21 protein-coding genes are annotated in these 19,567 nt (G+C 37.0%); 1 reads left to right on the top strand and 20 read right to left on the bottom strand.

Annotated features, from left to right (window positions below; translation table 11 throughout):
* Positions 1 to 24: 24 nt before the first annotated feature.
* From DWW68_RS02805 to DWW68_RS02765, 9 genes are all read right to left on the bottom strand, one after another.
* Positions 25 to 3,729: a hypothetical protein gene (locus DWW68_RS02805; RefSeq protein WP_118588792.1), complete on the bottom strand. Its 3,705-nt coding sequence runs from the start codon at positions 3,727 to 3,729 to the stop codon at positions 25 to 27.
* Between the two features lie 214 nt (positions 3,730 to 3,943).
* Positions 3,944 to 4,357 carry an ATP synthase F1 subunit epsilon gene (gene atpC / locus DWW68_RS02800; RefSeq protein WP_021952720.1) on the bottom strand — a complete coding sequence of 138 codons (414 nt, stop codon included), beginning with the start codon at positions 4,355 to 4,357 and terminating at the stop codon, positions 3,944 to 3,946.
* Between the two features lie 72 nt (positions 4,358 to 4,429).
* Entirely contained in the window at positions 4,430 to 5,821 is a 1,392-nt protein-coding gene (gene atpD / locus DWW68_RS02795; RefSeq protein WP_118588791.1) for a F0F1 ATP synthase subunit beta, read from the bottom strand.
* Between the two features lie 56 nt (positions 5,822 to 5,877).
* Entirely contained in the window at positions 5,878 to 6,762 is an 885-nt protein-coding gene (atpG, locus tag DWW68_RS02790) for an ATP synthase F1 subunit gamma (protein ID WP_118588790.1), read from the bottom strand.
* 32 nt (positions 6,763 to 6,794) lie between these two features.
* Positions 6,795 to 8,303, bottom strand: a complete 1,509-nt coding sequence (gene atpA, locus DWW68_RS02785) for a F0F1 ATP synthase subunit alpha (protein ID WP_118588789.1) — start codon at positions 8,301 to 8,303, stop codon at positions 6,795 to 6,797.
* Between the two features lie 5 nt (positions 8,304 to 8,308).
* Positions 8,309 to 8,827, bottom strand: coding sequence for an ATP synthase F1 subunit delta (atpH, locus tag DWW68_RS02780; RefSeq protein ID WP_158576790.1), 519 nt, complete (start codon positions 8,825 to 8,827; stop codon positions 8,309 to 8,311).
* Positions 8,805 to 9,257: a F0F1 ATP synthase subunit B gene (gene atpF, locus DWW68_RS02775; RefSeq protein WP_118588787.1), complete on the bottom strand. Its 453-nt coding sequence runs from the start codon at positions 9,255 to 9,257 to the stop codon at positions 8,805 to 8,807. Before atpF ends, atpH begins: the two co-directional genes overlap by 23 nt.
* A 24-nt stretch (positions 9,258 to 9,281) precedes the next feature.
* Positions 9,282 to 9,512: an ATP synthase F0 subunit C gene (gene atpE, locus DWW68_RS02770; protein WP_021952726.1), complete on the bottom strand. Its 231-nt coding sequence runs from the start codon at positions 9,510 to 9,512 to the stop codon at positions 9,282 to 9,284.
* 41 nt (positions 9,513 to 9,553) lie between these two features.
* The gene (locus tag DWW68_RS02765; protein WP_347497858.1) at positions 9,554 to 10,249 is read right to left on the bottom strand and encodes a F0F1 ATP synthase subunit A; all 696 of its coding nucleotides are present in this window, start codon (positions 10,247 to 10,249) and stop codon (positions 9,554 to 9,556) included.
* Between the two features lie 313 nt (positions 10,250 to 10,562).
* Here DWW68_RS02765 and DWW68_RS02760 point away from each other — a divergent pair, with 313 nt between their 5' ends.
* On the top strand, positions 10,563 to 11,450 hold the full coding sequence (locus tag DWW68_RS02760; protein WP_118588785.1) for a LysR family transcriptional regulator: 888 nt from the start codon (positions 10,563 to 10,565) through the stop codon (positions 11,448 to 11,450).
* Positions 11,451 to 11,559: 109 nt separating this feature from the next.
* Here DWW68_RS02760 and pckA read toward each other — a convergent pair whose 3' ends face one another.
* From pckA to DWW68_RS02705, 11 genes are all read right to left on the bottom strand, one after another.
* Positions 11,560 to 13,164 (bottom strand): phosphoenolpyruvate carboxykinase (ATP), encoded by a 1,605-nt coding sequence (gene pckA / locus DWW68_RS02755; RefSeq protein WP_118588784.1) that lies wholly within the window; start codon positions 13,162 to 13,164, stop codon positions 11,560 to 11,562.
* A gap of 177 nt (positions 13,165 to 13,341) precedes the next feature.
* On the bottom strand, positions 13,342 to 14,205 hold the full coding sequence (locus DWW68_RS02750) for a C39 family peptidase (protein WP_118588783.1): 864 nt from the start codon (positions 14,203 to 14,205) through the stop codon (positions 13,342 to 13,344).
* 125 nt (positions 14,206 to 14,330) lie between these two features.
* Positions 14,331 to 15,257 carry a vancomycin resistance histidine kinase VanS gene (gene vanS / locus DWW68_RS02745; protein WP_279220104.1) on the bottom strand — a complete coding sequence of 309 codons (927 nt, stop codon included), beginning with the start codon at positions 15,255 to 15,257 and terminating at the stop codon, positions 14,331 to 14,333.
* Between the two features lie 157 nt (positions 15,258 to 15,414).
* A complete protein-coding gene (gene vanR / locus DWW68_RS02740; RefSeq protein ID WP_118588781.1) occupies positions 15,415 to 16,104 on the bottom strand; it encodes a VanR-ABDEGLN family response regulator transcription factor in 690 nt (229 codons plus the stop codon).
* A gap of 5 nt (positions 16,105 to 16,109) precedes the next feature.
* The gene (locus tag DWW68_RS02735) at positions 16,110 to 16,316 is read right to left on the bottom strand and encodes a hypothetical protein (protein WP_118588780.1); all 207 of its coding nucleotides are present in this window, start codon (positions 16,314 to 16,316) and stop codon (positions 16,110 to 16,112) included.
* Positions 16,306 to 16,467, bottom strand: coding sequence for a hypothetical protein (locus DWW68_RS02730; RefSeq protein WP_243052998.1), 162 nt, complete (start codon positions 16,465 to 16,467; stop codon positions 16,306 to 16,308). Before DWW68_RS02730 ends, DWW68_RS02735 begins: the two co-directional genes overlap by 11 nt.
* A gap of 508 nt (positions 16,468 to 16,975) precedes the next feature.
* Positions 16,976 to 17,656 carry a hypothetical protein gene (locus DWW68_RS02725; RefSeq protein ID WP_118588779.1) on the bottom strand — a complete coding sequence of 227 codons (681 nt, stop codon included), beginning with the start codon at positions 17,654 to 17,656 and terminating at the stop codon, positions 16,976 to 16,978.
* Positions 17,657 to 17,667: 11 nt separating this feature from the next.
* On the bottom strand, positions 17,668 to 18,474 hold the full coding sequence (locus DWW68_RS02720; RefSeq protein ID WP_055287294.1) for an SH3 domain-containing protein: 807 nt from the start codon (positions 18,472 to 18,474) through the stop codon (positions 17,668 to 17,670).
* Entirely contained in the window at positions 18,471 to 18,836 is a 366-nt protein-coding gene (locus DWW68_RS02715) for a hypothetical protein (protein ID WP_055287292.1), read from the bottom strand. The genes DWW68_RS02720 and DWW68_RS02715 overlap by 4 nt, the downstream gene beginning before the upstream one ends.
* Positions 18,820 to 19,194, bottom strand: a complete 375-nt coding sequence (locus tag DWW68_RS02710; protein ID WP_101874791.1) for a hypothetical protein — start codon at positions 19,192 to 19,194, stop codon at positions 18,820 to 18,822. Before DWW68_RS02710 ends, DWW68_RS02715 begins: the two co-directional genes overlap by 17 nt.
* The gene (locus tag DWW68_RS02705; protein WP_226972216.1) at positions 19,191 to 19,544 is read right to left on the bottom strand and encodes a hypothetical protein; all 354 of its coding nucleotides are present in this window, start codon (positions 19,542 to 19,544) and stop codon (positions 19,191 to 19,193) included. The genes DWW68_RS02710 and DWW68_RS02705 overlap by 4 nt, the downstream gene beginning before the upstream one ends.
* Positions 19,545 to 19,567 lie beyond the last annotated feature (23 nt).

Raw genomic sequence — 19,567 nt, 5'->3', positions numbered from 1 at the left:
TCATTATACCACTTTTTTTGTTATTTATCTTGCTATAGTTCCTCCCCAATTATACTTTACTTCTTTGTAATTACTATCAACAACTGTTAATATATCCTCATATAAATACCTGTGACCTGCATATGTAGACATTAATGCATTATCATATAGTTTTTTTGCCACATCATATATGGAATAACTATATACTTTACTATAAAGGTAACTACCATCAGATAGTTTTGCATAAGCTCTTACATAATACTTTCTTGTATATGCAGCCACTGTTGTTCCGTTGTCACACATTGTCATAACATAATTTACAGCCGTTTCAGATGATGAATACTGTTTATTAATAATTCCATTTTCTGTCGCCTTCACTGTGGAAATATATTTACTTTCACTTCCAACATACATATCATCTTCACTTACACCATTTTCATCTACACCGTAAACGTTGCCAAATTCAGTCACTTCCATGCCGTCTATTTGCGGCTCCACGGTGGATACTGTTCTAATTCCCTTTAATACATTGCTAATCTGAAATCCCTGAACATTAACCTTATCTGATATGTTTTGCTGCTGATTCTCTATTAGTTCAATTTCTGATAACTGTAATATGTTTCCACTGTTTATTTCCAAAAAGCAAATTGCGAAATAGCAATACTTTCCCGGATTCTTTGATTTAAAAATAGTTCCTGTATAATTTTTAGCCGGTAAATTTCCATCTGACACAGCATCAATTATATTCCAGTTTTTTCCATCATTTGAACCCTTTAATATCCATTTTACGGGATTTCTTCCAGGATTATTTTGTGTGTCATTTGCAGTGTATAAAACATATTCATCTATGGAAACCGGTTTAGTTGTCTTCCACTTTATATTTGCCGGTATGGTTTCCGTACAATATTTCGTGGATGTTGAACCGTCAAATGCCATATATGCATTTTCTGTTCTTATGGCATTTCCTGCATTCTTTGATGATACCGGTGAACCATTTACAGACACTGTTATTAACTCATCTCTTAATTTTTTTCCCTTTTCAATATCACTATCACTTCCTATTACGGCATTTTTCCCATTTACTTCGCTTAAATTACCTCCTGGTGCATCAAAATCTATTCCCAGCTCTTTTCTATAATTATCATAGGTACTCATTTGTATTCCGTTATCTGTTGTTATTTTGTAGGTATATTCCCCTGCAAATATTGCTTTAGTTGCACCTGCATCTAAAATATCCTGCAATTTTTGTTTGTTACCGCTATTAAGCCCTGCATTTTCTTCCGAATTAGGACATATAGCATATTTTGCACCAATGGCTTTATATAAAGATGTAAGGCGGTTATATCCATGATGGGCAACCTGAACCATATCACTTTTTAGCTCATTTCCGTACATTTTTTCCAATTGGTCACTTTTTGTAATATCCCCTAGCAACATAAGACTCTTTCCGTTTATTGTAATCTTAAGCACTGTGGATGCTGTATTCATGTCACCGCCTAAAGTGGTTTTTCCATCAGTACCTACCCAATCTTCATGAGTACACATTACGTCAAAATTAACCCCCTGCATTGAAAACCTCTGTCCTGTATGAAGAGATACATGATTAACATTTGGAAAATATGTGTTAAATGCCTTTTTCATTTTAAAGGTTCCCCCATCATAACCACCTACAACTCCATATGCCGGGAAATTAAACAACACACTTTCCACATCGATGTAGTCATGATACATTGTTACAAATTGATGTGCCCCAAAAACGTGATCTCCATGAGCATGTGAGAAAAACCATCCTCTTATTTTAACTTTATCATTTTCGGAGGTATTTGTTATTTTCCTCATAAAATTAAGTTCAGCTGCCATTGCCTCCTTTGATGACTGCCTTTCATGTCCACTGTCAATTAAGAACAGACTGTTATCTGCCAGCTTTATTATAAACATCATACCACAATCTATCTGCCAGTAATCCGTTACACTGGTAGTTGATTCTCCTTTAGTGTAATCTATGCTATACATATACATTTCTGTTTCACTGTCACCTGTCAGTTTTGTGCTGATGTTTGAAAGCAATGTATTTGAAGCATAATCGCATATTACCCTTACTTCATTTTTACTATAAGTATAATATATATAGTATATACGTCCGGCTTTAGTTAAAGTATAATACATATTGTTTTCCATCTCTCTCTTGCTCGTTTTCCCGTACCCTCTGCACACTAACTTGTCTACATAATCCTCAAAAGTGCTCCTACTTGTATCTTTTATTACAACCATCTTTGCATCCTCTGATGTGGTTCCATTTTCATCACTTGCCATACCCGGGCCACAATTATAAATGTTATCAGAAACCACTCCGTCAATGTATTTTGGCATATTTTCTAACTTAACATCTACTGTATCATTATCTGTGGGATTGCTTTCATATACAGCGTTTTTTTCAAAATAAAGCACCGGATAACCCCCCTGACTGTTTTTCCTATAGGCACTTGCACCCTCAGTATAAGCTGTTATTTTATTATACAATTCAGTTGAATTTTGAAATGTTTCTCCTGCTGTACCTGCTGTTGCATTACTATTTAATTCTGTTTCATATTCACTTCTGCCTGACATATAGAAATTTTTAAATTCTCCATTAGAAGGATTTCTAACTACACATATTTCTGCCTCAAGTTTTTTCTCACTGGCATTATAACAATATAATACAGACAACTTGTTATAAGACGACAGGTTTGCATAACCAAATATTCCAAAATAATTTCCATATCCGTTTCTTGCCAATGTATTTCCATTATCAGTGTATTCCACTACATTTCCCACATTATAACAATATCTTATTTTTCCACTCTTAACATATCCTATAATTCCTGCTGCTCTTTCCCCTTCTGTTTTATATACCTCTATATTACCTTTATTGGCACAATAACTTATATCAACATATGTAGAATTTTCATTAACGGAAGTTTGTCCCACAATTCCACCTATATTGTCCTTACCACCATTTACAATAATCTCACCATTATTAATGGTTCTTGCTACTTTAACACCACTTTTAGCAACCACTAACCCTACTATTCCGCCAACAGCTCCTGATGTACCGTTGTTATAATCATTTTCCCCTCTTTGGGCTGACATGGCATTAACATTTATCTCACCATTATTCACAGAATTTTCAATGGTACTTTCCTTTTGTTCATTTTTCACACCTCCTGCTATTCCACCTACATTTAGCGCCTCTTTCGTTCCTGTGGCATTAATTGCTACATCCGTTGTACAGTCATATATATATCCTCCTAATAGTACAGCTGAAATTCCTCCTACATATCCACCTGCCACAGAAACATTTATACTTCCTGTAACAACCAAATTATGTATTTCTCCTGAAACATAATTAAACAGGCCTATTTTCTCTATTTTCTCCGTTGAATCCGTCCTGTTAATTCCTATCTTTATAGAATGTCCATTTCCATTAAATTCCCCTGAATAAGGTTCTGTTTCAGTTCCAATTCCCTGAAAATTTTCATATCCTGATAAATCAATGTCACTAGTAAGTATATAGTCCTTACCGGGATTTTCTTTTGCCCACATTAATTCCTTTGCACTTGAAATCTGATATGTACCATCAACCATTTTCGGTTGTGATAATTCATTTTCATCCGCCATTACATTCATACTTTTAAAGTCATGGGATATCCCTGAAAACATCTGAAAAACCGTGGCAATAATTACTATATAAGCCAATATTCTATTCTTCATAACAACTCTCCTCTCTTATGATAATAATATACATAAATTATATAATGTTGTTTTTTCTTATTAAAGGCTTCTAATTTTATAATTGTTTCTTTTTTCAATGTGTTCCCACGTTATTTTCAACTTTTATAAAAAAAGCAGTTGTGGTATTTAATGGATATTTCACCATTAACACTCCAACTGCTAAATTAATTCTTTATATCATTTCATTCGTAAATTATTTACCGCTTGTAGCCTTAAGTCTTGTCATTGCTCTTGCAAGAGATGCTCTGGAGTGGTAATACTCCTGGATACTCTGCTTCTGTCTCAATTGCTCCTGAGCTCTTTCTTTTGCTTCCTCAGCCCTTACCTTATCGATTTCTTCCGGCCTCTCTGCAGTTTCCACCAAAACCGTAACTCGGTTATTTATGGTTTCAACAAAGCCTGCACCAACTACAACTGTTTCATAGTCTTTTTCTCCGTCTTTTTTGAACTTCAGGACTCCATTTTCCACGGCACTTACCATATTTTCATGGTGTGCCATAATTTCTTCCTGACCGTCATGTGCCGGCACAATAACCGATGAGCATTTTCCCGAAAAGAACACTCTGTTTGCGGCAATTATATTTAAATTAAATGTATTTGTTGCCATATGTTACCCCATTCCGTTTTCATTTGAAAACAATGTATTATGATGTGAGTATCAAAAGCCAATTTTGTAACATTATTCAGCCATAATTTCAGCTTTTTTCTTTACATCTTCAATAGTTCCTACGTTAAAGAATGCATTTTCAGGATATTCATCCATCTCGCCGTCAATTATAGCCTTAAAGCCCTTTATTGTCTCGCTAAGAGGAACATATACACCTTTAACCCCCGTAAAGTTTTCTGCCACATGGAATGGCTGTGACAAAAACTTCTGGATTTTTCTTGCTCTATATACAAGCATTTTATCATCTTCTGATAACTCTTCCATACCAAGAATTGCGATAATATCCTGTAATTCCTTGTATTTCTGAAGAATTTCCTGAACCTTACGTGCTACATCATAATGTTCTTTTCCAACAATATCTTCCTCTAATATACGTGATGTAGACTCCAATGGATCAACTGCCGGGTAAATACCCTGTTCAACAATCTTTCTTGATAAAACTGTTGTAGCATCCAAATGGGCAAATGTTGTAGCAGGTGCCGGGTCAGTTAAGTCATCAGCCGGCACATATACTGCCTGTACTGATGTAATTGAACCATTCTTTGTAGAGGCAATTCTTTCCTGAAGTTCACCCATTTCATTGGCAAGGGTTGGCTGATAACCTACCGCTGACGGCATACGTCCTAAAAGGGCTGATACCTCTGAACCCGCCTGGGTAAATCTGAAAATATTATCTATAAACAATAATACATTCTGATGTTCCACATCTCTAAAATATTCTGCCATTGTAAGTCCTGTTTCAGCAACACGCATACGTGCTCCAGGTGGCTCGTTCATCTGTCCGAACACTAAGGCTGTTTTTTCCAGAACCCCTGACTCTTTCATTTCTGTCCACAAATCATTACCTTCACGGGATCTTTCTCCAACACCTGTGAATATGGAATATCCGCCATGCTCAGTTGCTACGTTGCTGATAAGTTCCTGAATAAGCACTGTCTTACCAACACCGGCACCACCGAACAAACCGATTTTACCACCTTTTGCATATGGTGCTAACAAATCAATAACCTTAATTCCTGTCTCTAATATTTCCTGTGCAGGATTTTGTTCTTCAAAGCTAGGTGCTTCTCTGTGAATTACCCATTTTTCTTCACTGTCAGGCTGCTCGCCACCATCTATTGCCTCTCCTAATACGTTAAAGAGACGACCTAATGTTTTTTCACCAACAGGTGTCTTTATACCACTTCCCGTTGCCACTACTTCCATGTCTCTTGAAAGTCCTTCACTTGACGCTAACATTACACAACGTACAACATCATTTCCTATATGCTGTGCCACTTCCATAACACATTTTTTGTCACCGTTTTGTACTTCTAATGCATCTTTAATTGCCGGAAGCTTTCCGTTTTCAAAGACAACATCCACAACAGGACCTAAAACCTGTACTATTTTTCCTGTTTCCATATAAAATGTTCCTCCATTTTATGAATCTTAACTGTAGATAAATTCTATGTATTATGCTACTTTTTCTTTTTCTGAGACTTTGCACCTGCTATTACCTCGGTAATTTCCTGAGTAATGGCAGCCTGTCTTGCACGATTGTATAAAATACTTAATTCATGCAACATATCTTTAGCACTTTTAGTTGCAGCTTCCATAGCCATCATTCTTGCATTTTGTTCGCAGGAATAACTTTCAACTAAAGCACCATATACAAAACCTTCAATATATCTTGGAACAATTCTGTTCATAACCTCCTCCGGCGATGGTCTGAAGGATACCTGCTCTATAGGTATTCCTGCCGGAATCTGAACCTGAAAGTCTGCTTTTTTAAGAGGAAGTAACTGTAAAAGCTCCGCCTCTTCCTTTATGGGACTAACCATCTTTGTATATATAATATATATTTCATCAAGTTCACCCTTTATATATGAAAGAAGTAATTCCTCCGTAATGTTTCTTGCCCTGTTTAAGGTAGGATTCTGAACTGTGTAATGAAACTGCTTATCAATATGGCATCCTCTTTTTTCAAAATAATGCCTTCCTACCTCTCCCAGTACAAAAAGCTTGTGCTTCTTCTGACTTTTCAGATGTTCTTCTGCAATTTTTAATATGTTATGATTGTATGAACCTGCAAGTCCTTTATCCGCCGTAATAACAATGTACCCGGCTCTCTTTTCTTCAGGACTTTTTTCACTTGTTCTAAAAAATATGCTTTCCATATCCGGAACATGTCTTAAAATTCGCCCCATCTGAGACTGTAACGCGTAAAAATAAGGTTCCGTATCTTCCAGCATTTTCTTTGATTTTTTTAACTTTGACGAGGAAATCATATACATTGCATTTGTTATTTTAAGTGTATCATTGATACTCGCCATTCTCTCCTGAATTTCCTTTGTGTTTGCCATTTCTGACCTCTCTTACTTCAAAAATCCATCAATTACTTAGTAGCCTTATATTCATCAGCTGCTGCTAATATTGCCTTTGACAATTCATCTGATAAATCTTTTTTGGTCTCTATTTCCTCTGAAATTTCCGGATGCTTCAAATCAATATAATTTAATACTTCTCCGCAATATGACTTAACTTCATCAGTTGGAATATCATCAAAAACTCCATTATTTGCCATATGCAGTATAAGAACCTTTTCATGTAATGAATAAGGCTTACACAGCTTCTGCTTCAATAATTCCATAAGAGCTTTTCCGTGATTAAGCTGTTTCTTTGTAGTTTCGTCCAAATCTGATGAAAACTGGGTAAACACTTCCATTTCCCTATACTGTGCCAAATCAATTCTTACGCTTCCTGCTGCTTTCTTCATTGCCTTAGTCTGTGCCGCACCACCTACACGGGATACGGAAAGACCAACGTTTACTGCCGGTCTCATACCTGAGAAGAATAAGTTGCTTTCAAGGAATATCTGACCATCAGTAATTGAAATGACGTTTGTAGGAATATATGCTGACACATCTCCTGCCTGAGTTTCAATAATAGGAAGGGCTGTTATGGAACCGCCACCTAATTCATCACTTAACTTACTTGAACGCTCCAACAATCTTGAATGAAGGTAGAATACGTCTCCCGGATATGCCTCACGTCCCGGTGAACGCTCTAACAATAATGATATGGCTCTGTATGCTACCGCATGCTTTGATAAATCATCGTATACAATAAGTACGTCTTTTCCCTGATGCATAAAATACTCTGCCATGGCTGTACCTGCATATGGTGCTATGTACTGTAATGATGCTGCATCACTGGCTGTAGATAACATTACTATGGAATAATCCATTGCCCCATGAGTTTCTAACGTTGAAACTATCTTTGCTACAGTTGATGCCTTCTGTCCAATGGCAACATATATACATATAACATCCTTGCCCTTCTGATTGATTATGGTATCTGTGGCAATGGATGTCTTTCCTGTCTGTCTGTCACCGATAATCAACTCTCTCTGACCACGTCCAATAGGGAACATTGAGTCAATGGACAAAATTCCTGTTTCCATTGGTGTATCTACTGATTTACGCTCTACAATGCCGGGAGCTTCATTTTCCACCGGCATGTATGCCTCTTCTTCTATGTTTCCTTTTCCGTCAATAGGTTCTCCCAATGCATTTACAACTCTGCCTATAAAACCTTTTCCTGCCGGAACTCCGGCTTTTTTCTTTGTTCTTACTACCTTAGTTCCTTCTTTGATTCCCGTATCACGTCCAAACAAAATACATCCGATTTCATTTTGACGGATATCCTGAACCATTCCTTTTACTCCATTATCAAAAACAACAATCTCACCATACATGGCATGTTCGATTCCATATATGGTTGCAATACCATCGCCTACCCATATAACGGTTCCTGTTTCTTTTTCGCCATTTTCGTTGAAATCAAAACCTTCGATTTCACTTTGTATAATAGAGATTATATCTGTTGCACTAATCGCACTCACTTATTTCACCTCCCGGTTAATTTTTCTTCCAGCTGTCTTAAACGGTTTCTATAGCTTTTGTCATATTCTATATTTCCAACTTTTACTATGTAACCGCCAAGCAAAGTATCATCAACTGTTTTTTCCCAATCTATGGTGTAGCCGCTATACTTCTCTGAAAGTAATTCTTTTGCCTTCTCCTCTTCCTTTGCAGTAGCTGATGAGGTACAAAAGAATTGTGCTCTTATTATTTTTTTCATTTTATCGCTATATCGATAATACTCTTTAAAAATATCTTTCATTTCACAGCTTTCATTATGCTTACACATAACCTGAAAAAACTTTACAAGTTTCTCTGAAATACCAGCCTTAGAAAAAATCTTTTCCAGTATATCCGCCTTTTTTTCATAAGGTATGGTTGGGTTATTCATAACCTGCTGTAACTTAGAACTCAAAAAGTAAATCTCCTGTGCCCTTTCTACTTCACTTCTGTCAAAAGATAAACGGTATAATACCTTTGCATTATTTACTGATTCTCTTGTCACTCTCATCACCTGATTTTATAATTTTTTCTGCTGCTACCATAGCAAGTCTGGCAATATCAGCCTGAGCTGCCCTTCTGGCACTTTCTTCCTCTCTTGCAATATCGGCTTTTGCCCTATCCATCATGGTTTGTGCTTCTTTTCTGGTTTTTTCCATAGTTTTAACCTTTTCACTTTCAGCACGTTCTCTTGCCTCCATGATAATCTTATCTGCTTCACCCTTTGCAAGACTTAACTGTTCCTCATAGTTCTTTTTCTTCTCCCATGCATCTTCGTTAGTTTTTTTAGCATTCTCTAACTGTTCATTAATTAAATCTTCTCTTGCTTTAATTACATTTAACACAGGCTGAAAAAGGAATTTTTTAAATATAAGGTACAAAACTAACAGATTGACAACTATCCATATAATGTTCCATGCATTTAAACTAAGCATATGCTTTCCTGCCTTTCTGCTTTATTATTTTAAAAGAAGGATTATTAACAATGCAATTACGAAACCATAAATAGCTGTTGCTTCTGCAAGTGCACATCCTAAAAGAAGCGACTTACTGATTTTTCCTTCTGCTTCCGGCTGTCTTGCAATTGCATCACATGCTGATGCTGTTGCCTTACCAATTCCAATACCTGCTCCAATACCTGTTAATACTGCTACTCCTGCTCCTATTGCTACTAATAATGATGTTGACATATTGATTTCTCCTTTTCTTTCTTATCTATATTTTTTATTATTTATTCAGTGGCTTCTTTAATAAACAATGCGGTTAGAAATACAAATACATATGCCTGTATTAATCCGTCAAAAATATCAAAATAACAACTGAATATTGCCGGTAAAACCGGAGGAATTATAATTTTTATCAATTCCATAATTACAAAAGATCCAAGTACGTTACCAAACAATCGCATACACAATGACAACGGTTTAATGAAAACCTCTAAAATGTTTATTGGTAATACAATTGGCATAGGCTCTGCAAAACTTTTCAGCCAGCCCTTAGTACCCTTTTGTCTTATTCCGGATACTTCAATTAATACGATGCTCATAACTGCTAAAGCTACCGTAACATTCATATCCTTTGTTGGTGGTTTAAAACCTAACAGACCAATCAGGTTTGCAATACCTATGTAAAGTGCAACTGCCATAAGATATGGTATGTATGCAGTTCCATGCTCCCCTATTGTGTCCTTGAAGAAATTATACAGTCCCTGAACTGCTGTCTCCAGAACCAATTGTTTTTTACCAGGATTTTCAACCTTAAGATTTCTTACAAAAATAATACATAAAAGAAATACTACAGCCATTATAATCCAGGTTACCACAACCGATTCATAAATTGGAATCCCGCCAAAGATTGGAATTTCAAAAACTGTATCGCAGTTTAATTCTTCTAACAATCTGTCCACGATGTCATTCAACAGTTTCACCCCTTTCTAAGACAATTATTAATGTATTTTTTCGATGTTTGTATTATACTTCCAAGTTTTGTAATATGTAAAATACATATTTGATATATTCATTATATTATTTTTGTATTATAGTTTTGAATTAAGTTATATTGACGAGTTTTTTGTACAATTGTCACATTTTTATGGCATTTTTTACTATATTATTTTTTATGCTCGTGTCTAAAAAGCGATTTTTCACGAAAACATTGACATTTTTTTCACAAATATTACAATATAAGCACAATATTAACTGTTTATTAACTATATTTTTGTGTTTTAGGAGGGCAAAAATTTGATTACATATGACTATTACAGAATATTTTATTTTGTGGCAAAATATAAAAGTTTTACAAAGGCTGCTGATATTCTTCACAATAACCAGCCTAATATTACAAGATGTATGAACAATTTAGAGCAGGAATTAGAATGTACATTATTTCTCCGTTCTAACCGTGGCATTGTTCTTACCCCTGAAGGCGAAAAATTATATAAGCATGTTGCCATTGCATACAAGCAGCTTTCTTTAGCCGAAGAAGAATTGCGTCAGGATAGAACCTTGGAAAACGGTATTATTACCATTGGTGCCAGTGAAAACGCCTTAAGGCTTTTACTGTTAAGCAAGTTGGAAATTTTTCGCAAGGAATATCCTAATGTGCGTATCCGTATACTTAACTACTCTTCTCCTGATGCCATTCGTTCATTAGAAGCTAATTTAATAGATTTTGCTGTTGTTACAACACCCTTTAAGTTAAAAAAGACCATGAATCAGTTTTCCCTTACCACATATGAGGAAATATTGATTTGTGGCACAAAATATAAATATCTTACAGCTCACAAACAGTACCTAAAGGATTTAACAGAAATTCCTCTTATCACATTATCAGAAGGAACAGGAACTCATAAATTATATAACAAATACTATATAAGTAACAATATTCCCTTTAACCCTGACATGGAAGTTGCCACCACAGATCAGATTCTTCCTATGGTAATCCACAACCTGGGCATAGGTTTTTATCCTAAGGAATTAGCAGAAGAGGTTATTGCTGCCGGCAAAGTTTTTCCTATTGAATTAGAAAAGCCTTTACCTGAACGTGAAATATGTTTAGTAACCAACAAAAACATAGCAATGAGTACATCTGTAAGGAAAATAACGGATTTCATTTGTGAAAACATGTAATTATCTAATTTTTATATGGCAACATTATAAATAGTCTTAAATACACAAAAACAACCACGTTTATGGATAATCCCAAACGTGGTTGTCTTTTTATATCAATAATTTCTTATTAAATCTGTGGTCCTGCTAAAACTAAAGCCTTACCAACTTCATTTCCTTCGTACTTAGCGAAGTTCTTGTTGAATCTTTCAGCTAAATCCTTAGCCTTAGCTTCCCATTCTGAAACATCAGCATAAGTATCTCTTGGATCAAGAATTGCAGGGTCAACTCCAGGAAGTTCTGTTGGAACTTCAAAGTTGAAGTAAGGAATCTTCTTTGTAGGTGCATCTAAAATATCACCATTTAAGATAGCATCGATAATTCCTCTTGTATCTTTAATTGAGATTCTCTTTCCTGTTCCGTTCCATCCTGTGTTTACTAAGTATGCCTTAGCGCCACTCTTTTCCATCTTCTTAACTAATTCTTCAGCGTACTTTGTAGGATGAAGCTCTAAGAAAGCCTGTCCGAAACATGCTGAGAATGTAGGTGTAGGTTCTGTAATTCCACGTTCTGTACCTGCAAGTTTTGCTGTAAATCCTGATAAGAAGTAGTACTGTGTCTGCTCAGGTGTAAGAACTGATACAGGAGGAAGTACTCCGAAAGCATCTGCTGATAAGAAGATTACGTTCTTTGCTGCAGGTGCTGATGAAATAGGACGTACAATATTTTCAATATGATTAATTGGATAAGATACACGTGTATTTTCTGTTACGCTCTTATCTGCAAAATCAATCTTTCCATTTTCATCAAGTGTTACATTTTCAAGAAGTGCATCACGTCTGATTGCATTATAAATGTCAGGTTCTGAATCCTTATCTAAGTCGATAACCTTAGCGTAGCATCCACCTTCAAAGTTGAATACACCATTGTCATCCCAACCATGTTCATCATCACCAATAAGGAGACGTTTAGGATCTGTTGAAAGTGTTGTCTTACCTGTTCCTGAAAGTCCAAAGAAGATTGCTGTATTTTCACCATTCAGGTCTGTGTTAGCTGAACAATGCATTGAAGCAATTCCCTTAAGTGGAAGATAGTAGTTCATCATTGAGAACATACCTTTCTTCATTTCTCCACCGTACCATGTATTAACAATAACCTGCTCACGGCTTGTAATGTTGAACATTACAGCTGTTTCTGAGTTAAGTCCTAATTCTTTATAATTTTCAACCTTTGCCTTTGATGCGTTGTAAACAACGAAATCAGGTTCAAAGTCCTTAAGTTCTTCAGCTGTTGGCTTAATGAACATATTTGTTACGAAATGAGCCTGCCAAGCAACTTCTACGATAAAACGAATTGCCATACGTGTATCTTTGTTTGCTCCACAGAAAGCATCTACAACATAAAGCTTCTTATTTGAAAGTTCTTTAATTGCAATATCCTTTACTGTTTCCCAAGCTTCCTTGCTAGCCGGATGATTGTCATTCTTGTATTCATCAGTTGTCCACCATACAGTGTCCTTTGAATTCTCATCTTCTACGATAAATTTGTCTTTAGGTGAACGTCCTGTGTAAATACCAGTCATAACGTTAACTGCACCAAGTTCACTTTCCTGTCCTTTTTCGTAGCCTTCAAGTTCCGGCTTTGTTTCTTCTTCGAATAATAATTCATAAGAAGGGTTGTACACGATTTCTGTGGTACCTGTAATACCATACTTGCTTAAATTAATCTCTGCCATGTTGCCTTAAAACCTCTTTTCTTCTTATTTTGTAATATAATTAATATCTGCCATGCAGAATATTATATCAACAATAGTAAAGAACCATACCGTACATATCCAGTCCAGGTTCCCTACCTTAGTATTATACATATTTAATTGATAAAATCAATAAAATTTGTATTAGAAAAATTTTATTTAAGATTTTAAACTATATACCCATAGATTTTTTATCTGTCCTTCAATTTTGTCGTAATCCCATAAACGGCTCCTTGACCTGCTGTTAGGATCATTTACTTTTATCTTATTATTTTGAACGGAAGTAAGTACAATAAAATGTCCCTCTGTTGTAAAATCGCCCGGTCTTACACTGCAAATAATAGGATTTCCCTCTTGCAAATTGGACATAACCGTTTCCCTGTCAAGAGATATTTCCCTGCCATCAACACCAAACTCTGCTGCCCCTTCTGTCATGAGACTCCAGGAAGTCCCGGTGTTTTCAACATAGTATCCATTATCCTGTGCGTACTTTGCTACCTCATATGGTGTCGCACTGTCATCATGAGTTAATCCTACAATTACCATGGATAAACACGTTGGTGCACACCCTGCCATTCCTATATCTGATTCTCCATAAGGTGCGTACCCCCATCTTTTATCCCACTGAATCAGTAATGGTATTTTCGCCTGTTTTTCTTTCTTTGCAAGACCTCCCTTTGCCTTATTACCTGAATCTAAGTATCCCTTAACAAATTCAATCATTTCAGGCGTATTGCAAAGAGATTTTATTATTTCCTGTGGATACTCATTTCTGTTATTATATATTGGCTTAAATTCCGGATATTTTTCAGATAGCCCGGCTAATTTTTTCTCTGCTTCATTATAATCTCTTTTTACAGGAGTTTCTGCTTTATATTTTGCCGTAACCTCTTCTGTGTCTGTTTGCTTTAGGTTTATGAGAAAACCTGCCCCTTTACTTCCTACAAATATTACAATAAGTATAGCTACTACAAAAATTGTCACCCTTACAACTCTTATTTTTCTCCTTCTTCTCCTTTTCATATGTAAAAAACCTCCTACAAGTTATACTTTGTTTTCATTAAAAGTTTAACTTATAGGAGATTTTTATGTTTTAATTATTTGTATAACCATTGTTTCAAAACACTTGCATATTTCTTACGAAATTCTTAAGGCTCACTTAATGGAAGTGCCACCTGAAAGGCAATGCTTTCATCCCTGCTTTCTGCTGTAATTGTTCCGCCGTGAAGTTCCACTATTTCTTTTGCTATGGCAAGTCCTAACCCTGCGCCGCCGGTAGCTGTTCCACGGGAGGAATCGAGTCTGAAAAACTGTTCAAAAATACGCTTTAATTTTTCAGGTGCAATAGTCTTTCCCTTGTTTTTTATTTTGAAATATACAACATTGTCTTCTAATGTAAGACTACATTTTATTTCCGTATCATTATAACTGTAATTTATGGCATTTCTTATAAGATTATCAAATACCCTTAGGATTTTGTCAGTGTCACACATAATAAAAATGTCAGGAGCAATTGCCAGATTCCATGTAAGACCTTTTTGCATAAGAACCGGAATAAATTCATTGCACACCTGCTCAATCATTCTGCTTAAATTGGTTTTCTCCAAATCAATTTCAATTTTGCTAAGGTTAAATCTTGTAATATCAAAAAATTCATTAATTAGTTCCTCTAAGCGTTCTGCCTTCCTTAAAGTAATTCCCACATATTTTGCCCGTGTTTTTGCCGGTATGTCCGGTTCCTCACTCAGCAGGGTAAGGTAGCCTATAACACTTGTAAGGGGGGTTTTTAAATCATGGGCTAAATATACTATTAAATCATTCTTTCTTTGCTCCGCCTCTTTTGCAGCCCTGGCATTTTTAATTGCTTTTTTTCTTACTTCATTTAACTGATCCTGAATTTCCTTCAAATCGTCATGAAGTATAATTGTATCCTCTGACAAATCGGCAAGTTTCTCTGAAGCCAAAGCAATTTCACCAATATATCCAATCCATTTCACCATAAAAAAACATGCTATAATAATCCATCCAATGCCCACAAAACCAATGCCTATCTGCCACTTGTTTTGGTCTATCATTTTTAGAAATATATAGGTAGGGTCATCGCCATACCATATTCTGGTATGACATAATATAACAGCTCCCACAGCCAACCCAATAACTAAAAGAGTAAAAACCGCACCTGTTACTATGTATTTTCTTATGAATCTCCCTGTTATTTTACTTTTCATATATTTATTCCTCAACTATGTAGCCCACACCCCAAACGGTTTTTATATATTTAGGATTTCTTGCCGGCTCTTTCATCTTTTCCCTGATTCTCGCAATATGAGTCATTACTGTGTTGTTGCTGTCCATGTATTTTTCCTTCCATACAGCTTCAAACAGTTCCTCTGAAGACACTACTTTGCCTTTGTTTTCGCACAAATACCACAATATATCAAATTCAAGGGGGGTGAGAAATATCTCTTTTTTATTTAAATAACAGCTATGATTTTCTTTATTGATATGAAGTCCCCTAATATCATATTGATTATCCTCCTGATTTTCCAACCCATTATATCTGGTATACCTTCTAAGCTGAGTTTTAACCCTCGCCAAAAGTTCTAATGGATTAAATGGCTTTGTGATGTAATCGTCTGCTCCAATTGTAAGTCCCGTTATTTTATCCATATCTTCTACCTTTGCCGTTAGCATAATGATAGGAAAGTAAAACTTTTCTCTTATTTTTCTGCAAAGGGAGAATCCGTCAATATCAGGAAGCATAACGTCTAAAATTGCCAAATCTATGTCATTATTAAGTATGCAGTTAAGAGCATCTTCCCCATTATAAAACTTATGAACCTGATATCCGTCATTTTCTAAATAAATTTCAACTAAATCAGCAATTTCTTTTTCATCATCTACAATAAGTACCTTATTCATAATTTTTATCTTCTTTCTGCTGCTAATAAATAATCTCTCTTTGCTCCAAACATTTTGGTAACAACCCCTAACACCGTTCCAACTAAAACCGCAGCAACAACATCATCGGCATTAGTATATTTACCAACTTTATCGAAAAAAGTTGTTAATGTACTTTTTCCCGAGCCATTTGGTCCCGCTAATACAAGAATCATCGGTTTTCTATTTTGCATACTTTCTTTCTCCATTTGCATACTCAACATATGCTCTCTTCTTTTCTTTATCGTAACCCGCTATAGGTTTTTTGCAAATTTTTGCTTTATTTATTGCTGCCTTAACAGCCTCAACCGCTCTTTCATCCATTTCATTATCTGATTCTGTCAATGTACTTTACTCTTCTTCTCTTGATACAACTTTTATAATTCTACCATTTTTAGTGCTTACAGTTGTCATATAAACATCCCTCCATTCTAATTAATATGAAAGTTACTTATTAATTACATTTAATCTTCAACTATCACAATATATTTTATCATAATTTATATAAAAAAACACCTTCGATCCGAATTTCTGAGGTGAAATAAACTTTTTTCAGATTCCTATGGAATCGTGAATATCCCCCAATATTGCTTGCGAATCTAATAATGAGCCTCGAATCCGTTCGCTTCGCTCACTTCTTCTCGGTCATTCTTAGATTCTAATGAATCACAATGCAAAGAAAAAGCCCTTGAAGAATAAATTCTTCAGGGCTTTCCATTTGCATTGCGATTCGCAAGCAATCATTATCTCTTTGATAACTCCAAACGCCTATTTTACGGCATTTTTTGACCGTTTGTCAGTTACCCGTCTTTTACGCATATTCTCTCAAGCGTTTTCCCGTTGCTTTATTATATCACAACTGCTCGAACTGTACATGCTCGGATTCTCCGGAGAGGTAAAGGTCGCCGATTGTTCTGACCATCTTCTTTCCGTCGACAACATGAATCTCTTTCACATAATATGACTGTCCTCTGATAGCACGACCGCAGATGTTGTCATTGCCCCATTCTGCCGAACGTCTGATATTGAGTGAACCGTCACAAATGACTGTCACCCTCATTTTGCCCTGCGGAATGATGACCTTGTCCTCCTGCTGCTTCTCTGTCGCCTTGTCCGGCTCTGTATTCGCCCCATTTTCGCCGTTTTCCTGTTCGGTCTGTGGATTTGTCGCCTTATCCTCATTTGAGGCGTTCTCGTCGTCCTCTGCGTTCTTCTGCGATGTTTCCTGCTCATTGTCTCCGGTTGCAAGTTCGCTCACATCGTCATTGACCGTTGTCATTTCCTTGAGTGTCTCTGCGTCTACTGTTCCGGTCTTGTTTCCGTCCGCATCGTATGTGTTGACACTGCCGTCCGGATTTGTCTGCAACGCTCCCTCCGGAACATCATCCGTGAGCGAACCGATGACCTTTCCGGTTTCATCCCAAACAACGAGGCTCTCGTCCTTTGCTGCTGCCCTTAATGCTGCATCAAGTTTCTTGTACTCTTTGCAGTCCTCTTTCTTGAACTCTGTTCCTTTGCCTAAATAGTATAACATGATTATCCCTCCTATTTGCTCAAATATTTACTTGATGCATAACCGACGATATTCTTATAAACCACATACAACCATTTCACGCCGTTGCAATCGTTATAATATCCATAGCACTGGACTTTCTCGTCGTGATTCATCACTGCAAGGATTGATTTTCCTGTTCCTGCTCCCGCACGGAGATTCAATCCGGATGCAGTCACCTTGTATGTTCCTGCAAGGCTCTTGTTGAATCCGTGTGCAACATCAACCTTTGTGTTGCTCTTGACTGGTGTTGTGTTGGATGCTCCCGCTCCGGATGACTTTGCACCGTCTGTGAGGTTTGTTGCTGTGTGAGCACCATCATTCAACAGAATATCTCCCGCAAGCAAGTACGCATCCGATGTCAGATATTTGTTTTCTGTCAGTACCTCGAATCCTGCTGCCTTGAGTGCTGCTCGCAGGTTTCCGGTATAACATGCCGTACTCACCTTTTTCAGTGCGTCAATCCCCAGTCTGTAACCTGCACCCTTTACGATTGCAGCGACACCGGATGAACAATCTGCCTCACATGCAACTGTAATCTGTGCGGGGTCGAAATTTGAATCTGCAAGATTCGTCCAAAATGTACCCCTGTGTGACTGACAATATCCGATTTTATTATTGACTGCTGCTGCCTTTGCCATGCTCGCAATCATCGCTCTCACTTTTGCGTTCGGGTGACGGAGAACGCATTTCCACGGTCTACTATACCAATTTATAACCTGCCACTCTGTACCTGTTTGGTCTCCGGCTTTTCCTCCGGAATATCTTCCGTTTTCATCATGTCCGCAATTTGAAATCATTTGTTTTCCTCCTTGTCAAAATCGTCTGCTTTGAATCCGCACAATTCCGGATTCTTTTCTTGTATCTTGTCATATATCATCAATCCCGCCACGATTAGAGGTGTACACCACCACATCACCGCAGCAGGAATTGAAATGATAAATCCGGTCAACCTTGTTATGTGTTTCCCGAATTTTGCCTCGTCCGTGTCAGAATAGCAATCCCCGTATTCTCTCATTTCTTCCCGAATTTCTCTGTCTAAATCAAAAGAAATTTTCCAAAAATACAGATTTACCGCCACCCATACGATGACAGCGACGATTGCATATATCAGCACGATTGTGTGTGCGTTTCCGGTTGCGAAATCACATATCCTTTTCAACCGTTTCACCTGCCTCACCGCTCACAAGCGTCTGCATCGCTTTGTTGCTCTCAAGCATCTTTTTCATTCTCTCAAGTGCCTCGTCGACCATCATCGAAAAAGCCTCGAACGAAATCACTCTCGCAAGCCATGTGAACCGTGCGACGAACATATCATATACATATCGCAGTTTGATTTGACCTGTACCGCCTCCCAGTTCCTTTTCTGCCTTTGTGACTGCATAGAGCAGCCATTCTCTCACTTTGTTCAACTGTTTGTCTGACGGCATTTTCACGAAAACATATACTGCATATCCTCCCGCTGCACATACTGCAATCAGACCCACAATCACAAACCAATTCTCGACGATGTATTTCATCCTTGTACCTCCTCGTCATCCTGTTCCGGTTCGTCATTGTGTTGTATTTCTCCGTTTGACTTTGTTCCCTTGACCGTTTTCACGGACTTAATGAGTGCCATCGCCCCGCCCTCGACTGATAGAAAACGGAATACATTCTCAATCAGTGTCGACGGTTCTGAACCCATCCGCAAAAACACAAATATCATCACGACTGTAAAGATAAATGCTGCAAGAATCAAAGTGAATACAACACGTTTCATGAACAGACCGGACACCTTTTTGTCATGTCTCTCTTTTCGCTCCCTTATCCGGTACATTCTTTTCAGATGCCGAATTCTGATGCGTCGTTCCTGTTCTGTCATTCTCATGTATTGCCTCTTTTCTGTGAGGT

The organism is Eubacterium sp. AF16-48, from assembly GCF_003479405.1.
GTDB classification, from domain to species: domain Bacteria; phylum Bacillota; class Clostridia; order Lachnospirales; family Lachnospiraceae; genus Eubacterium_G; species Eubacterium_G segne.
Note: the sequence above shows the minus strand (reverse complement) of the source record. Positions and strands in the feature narration are given on the sequence as shown.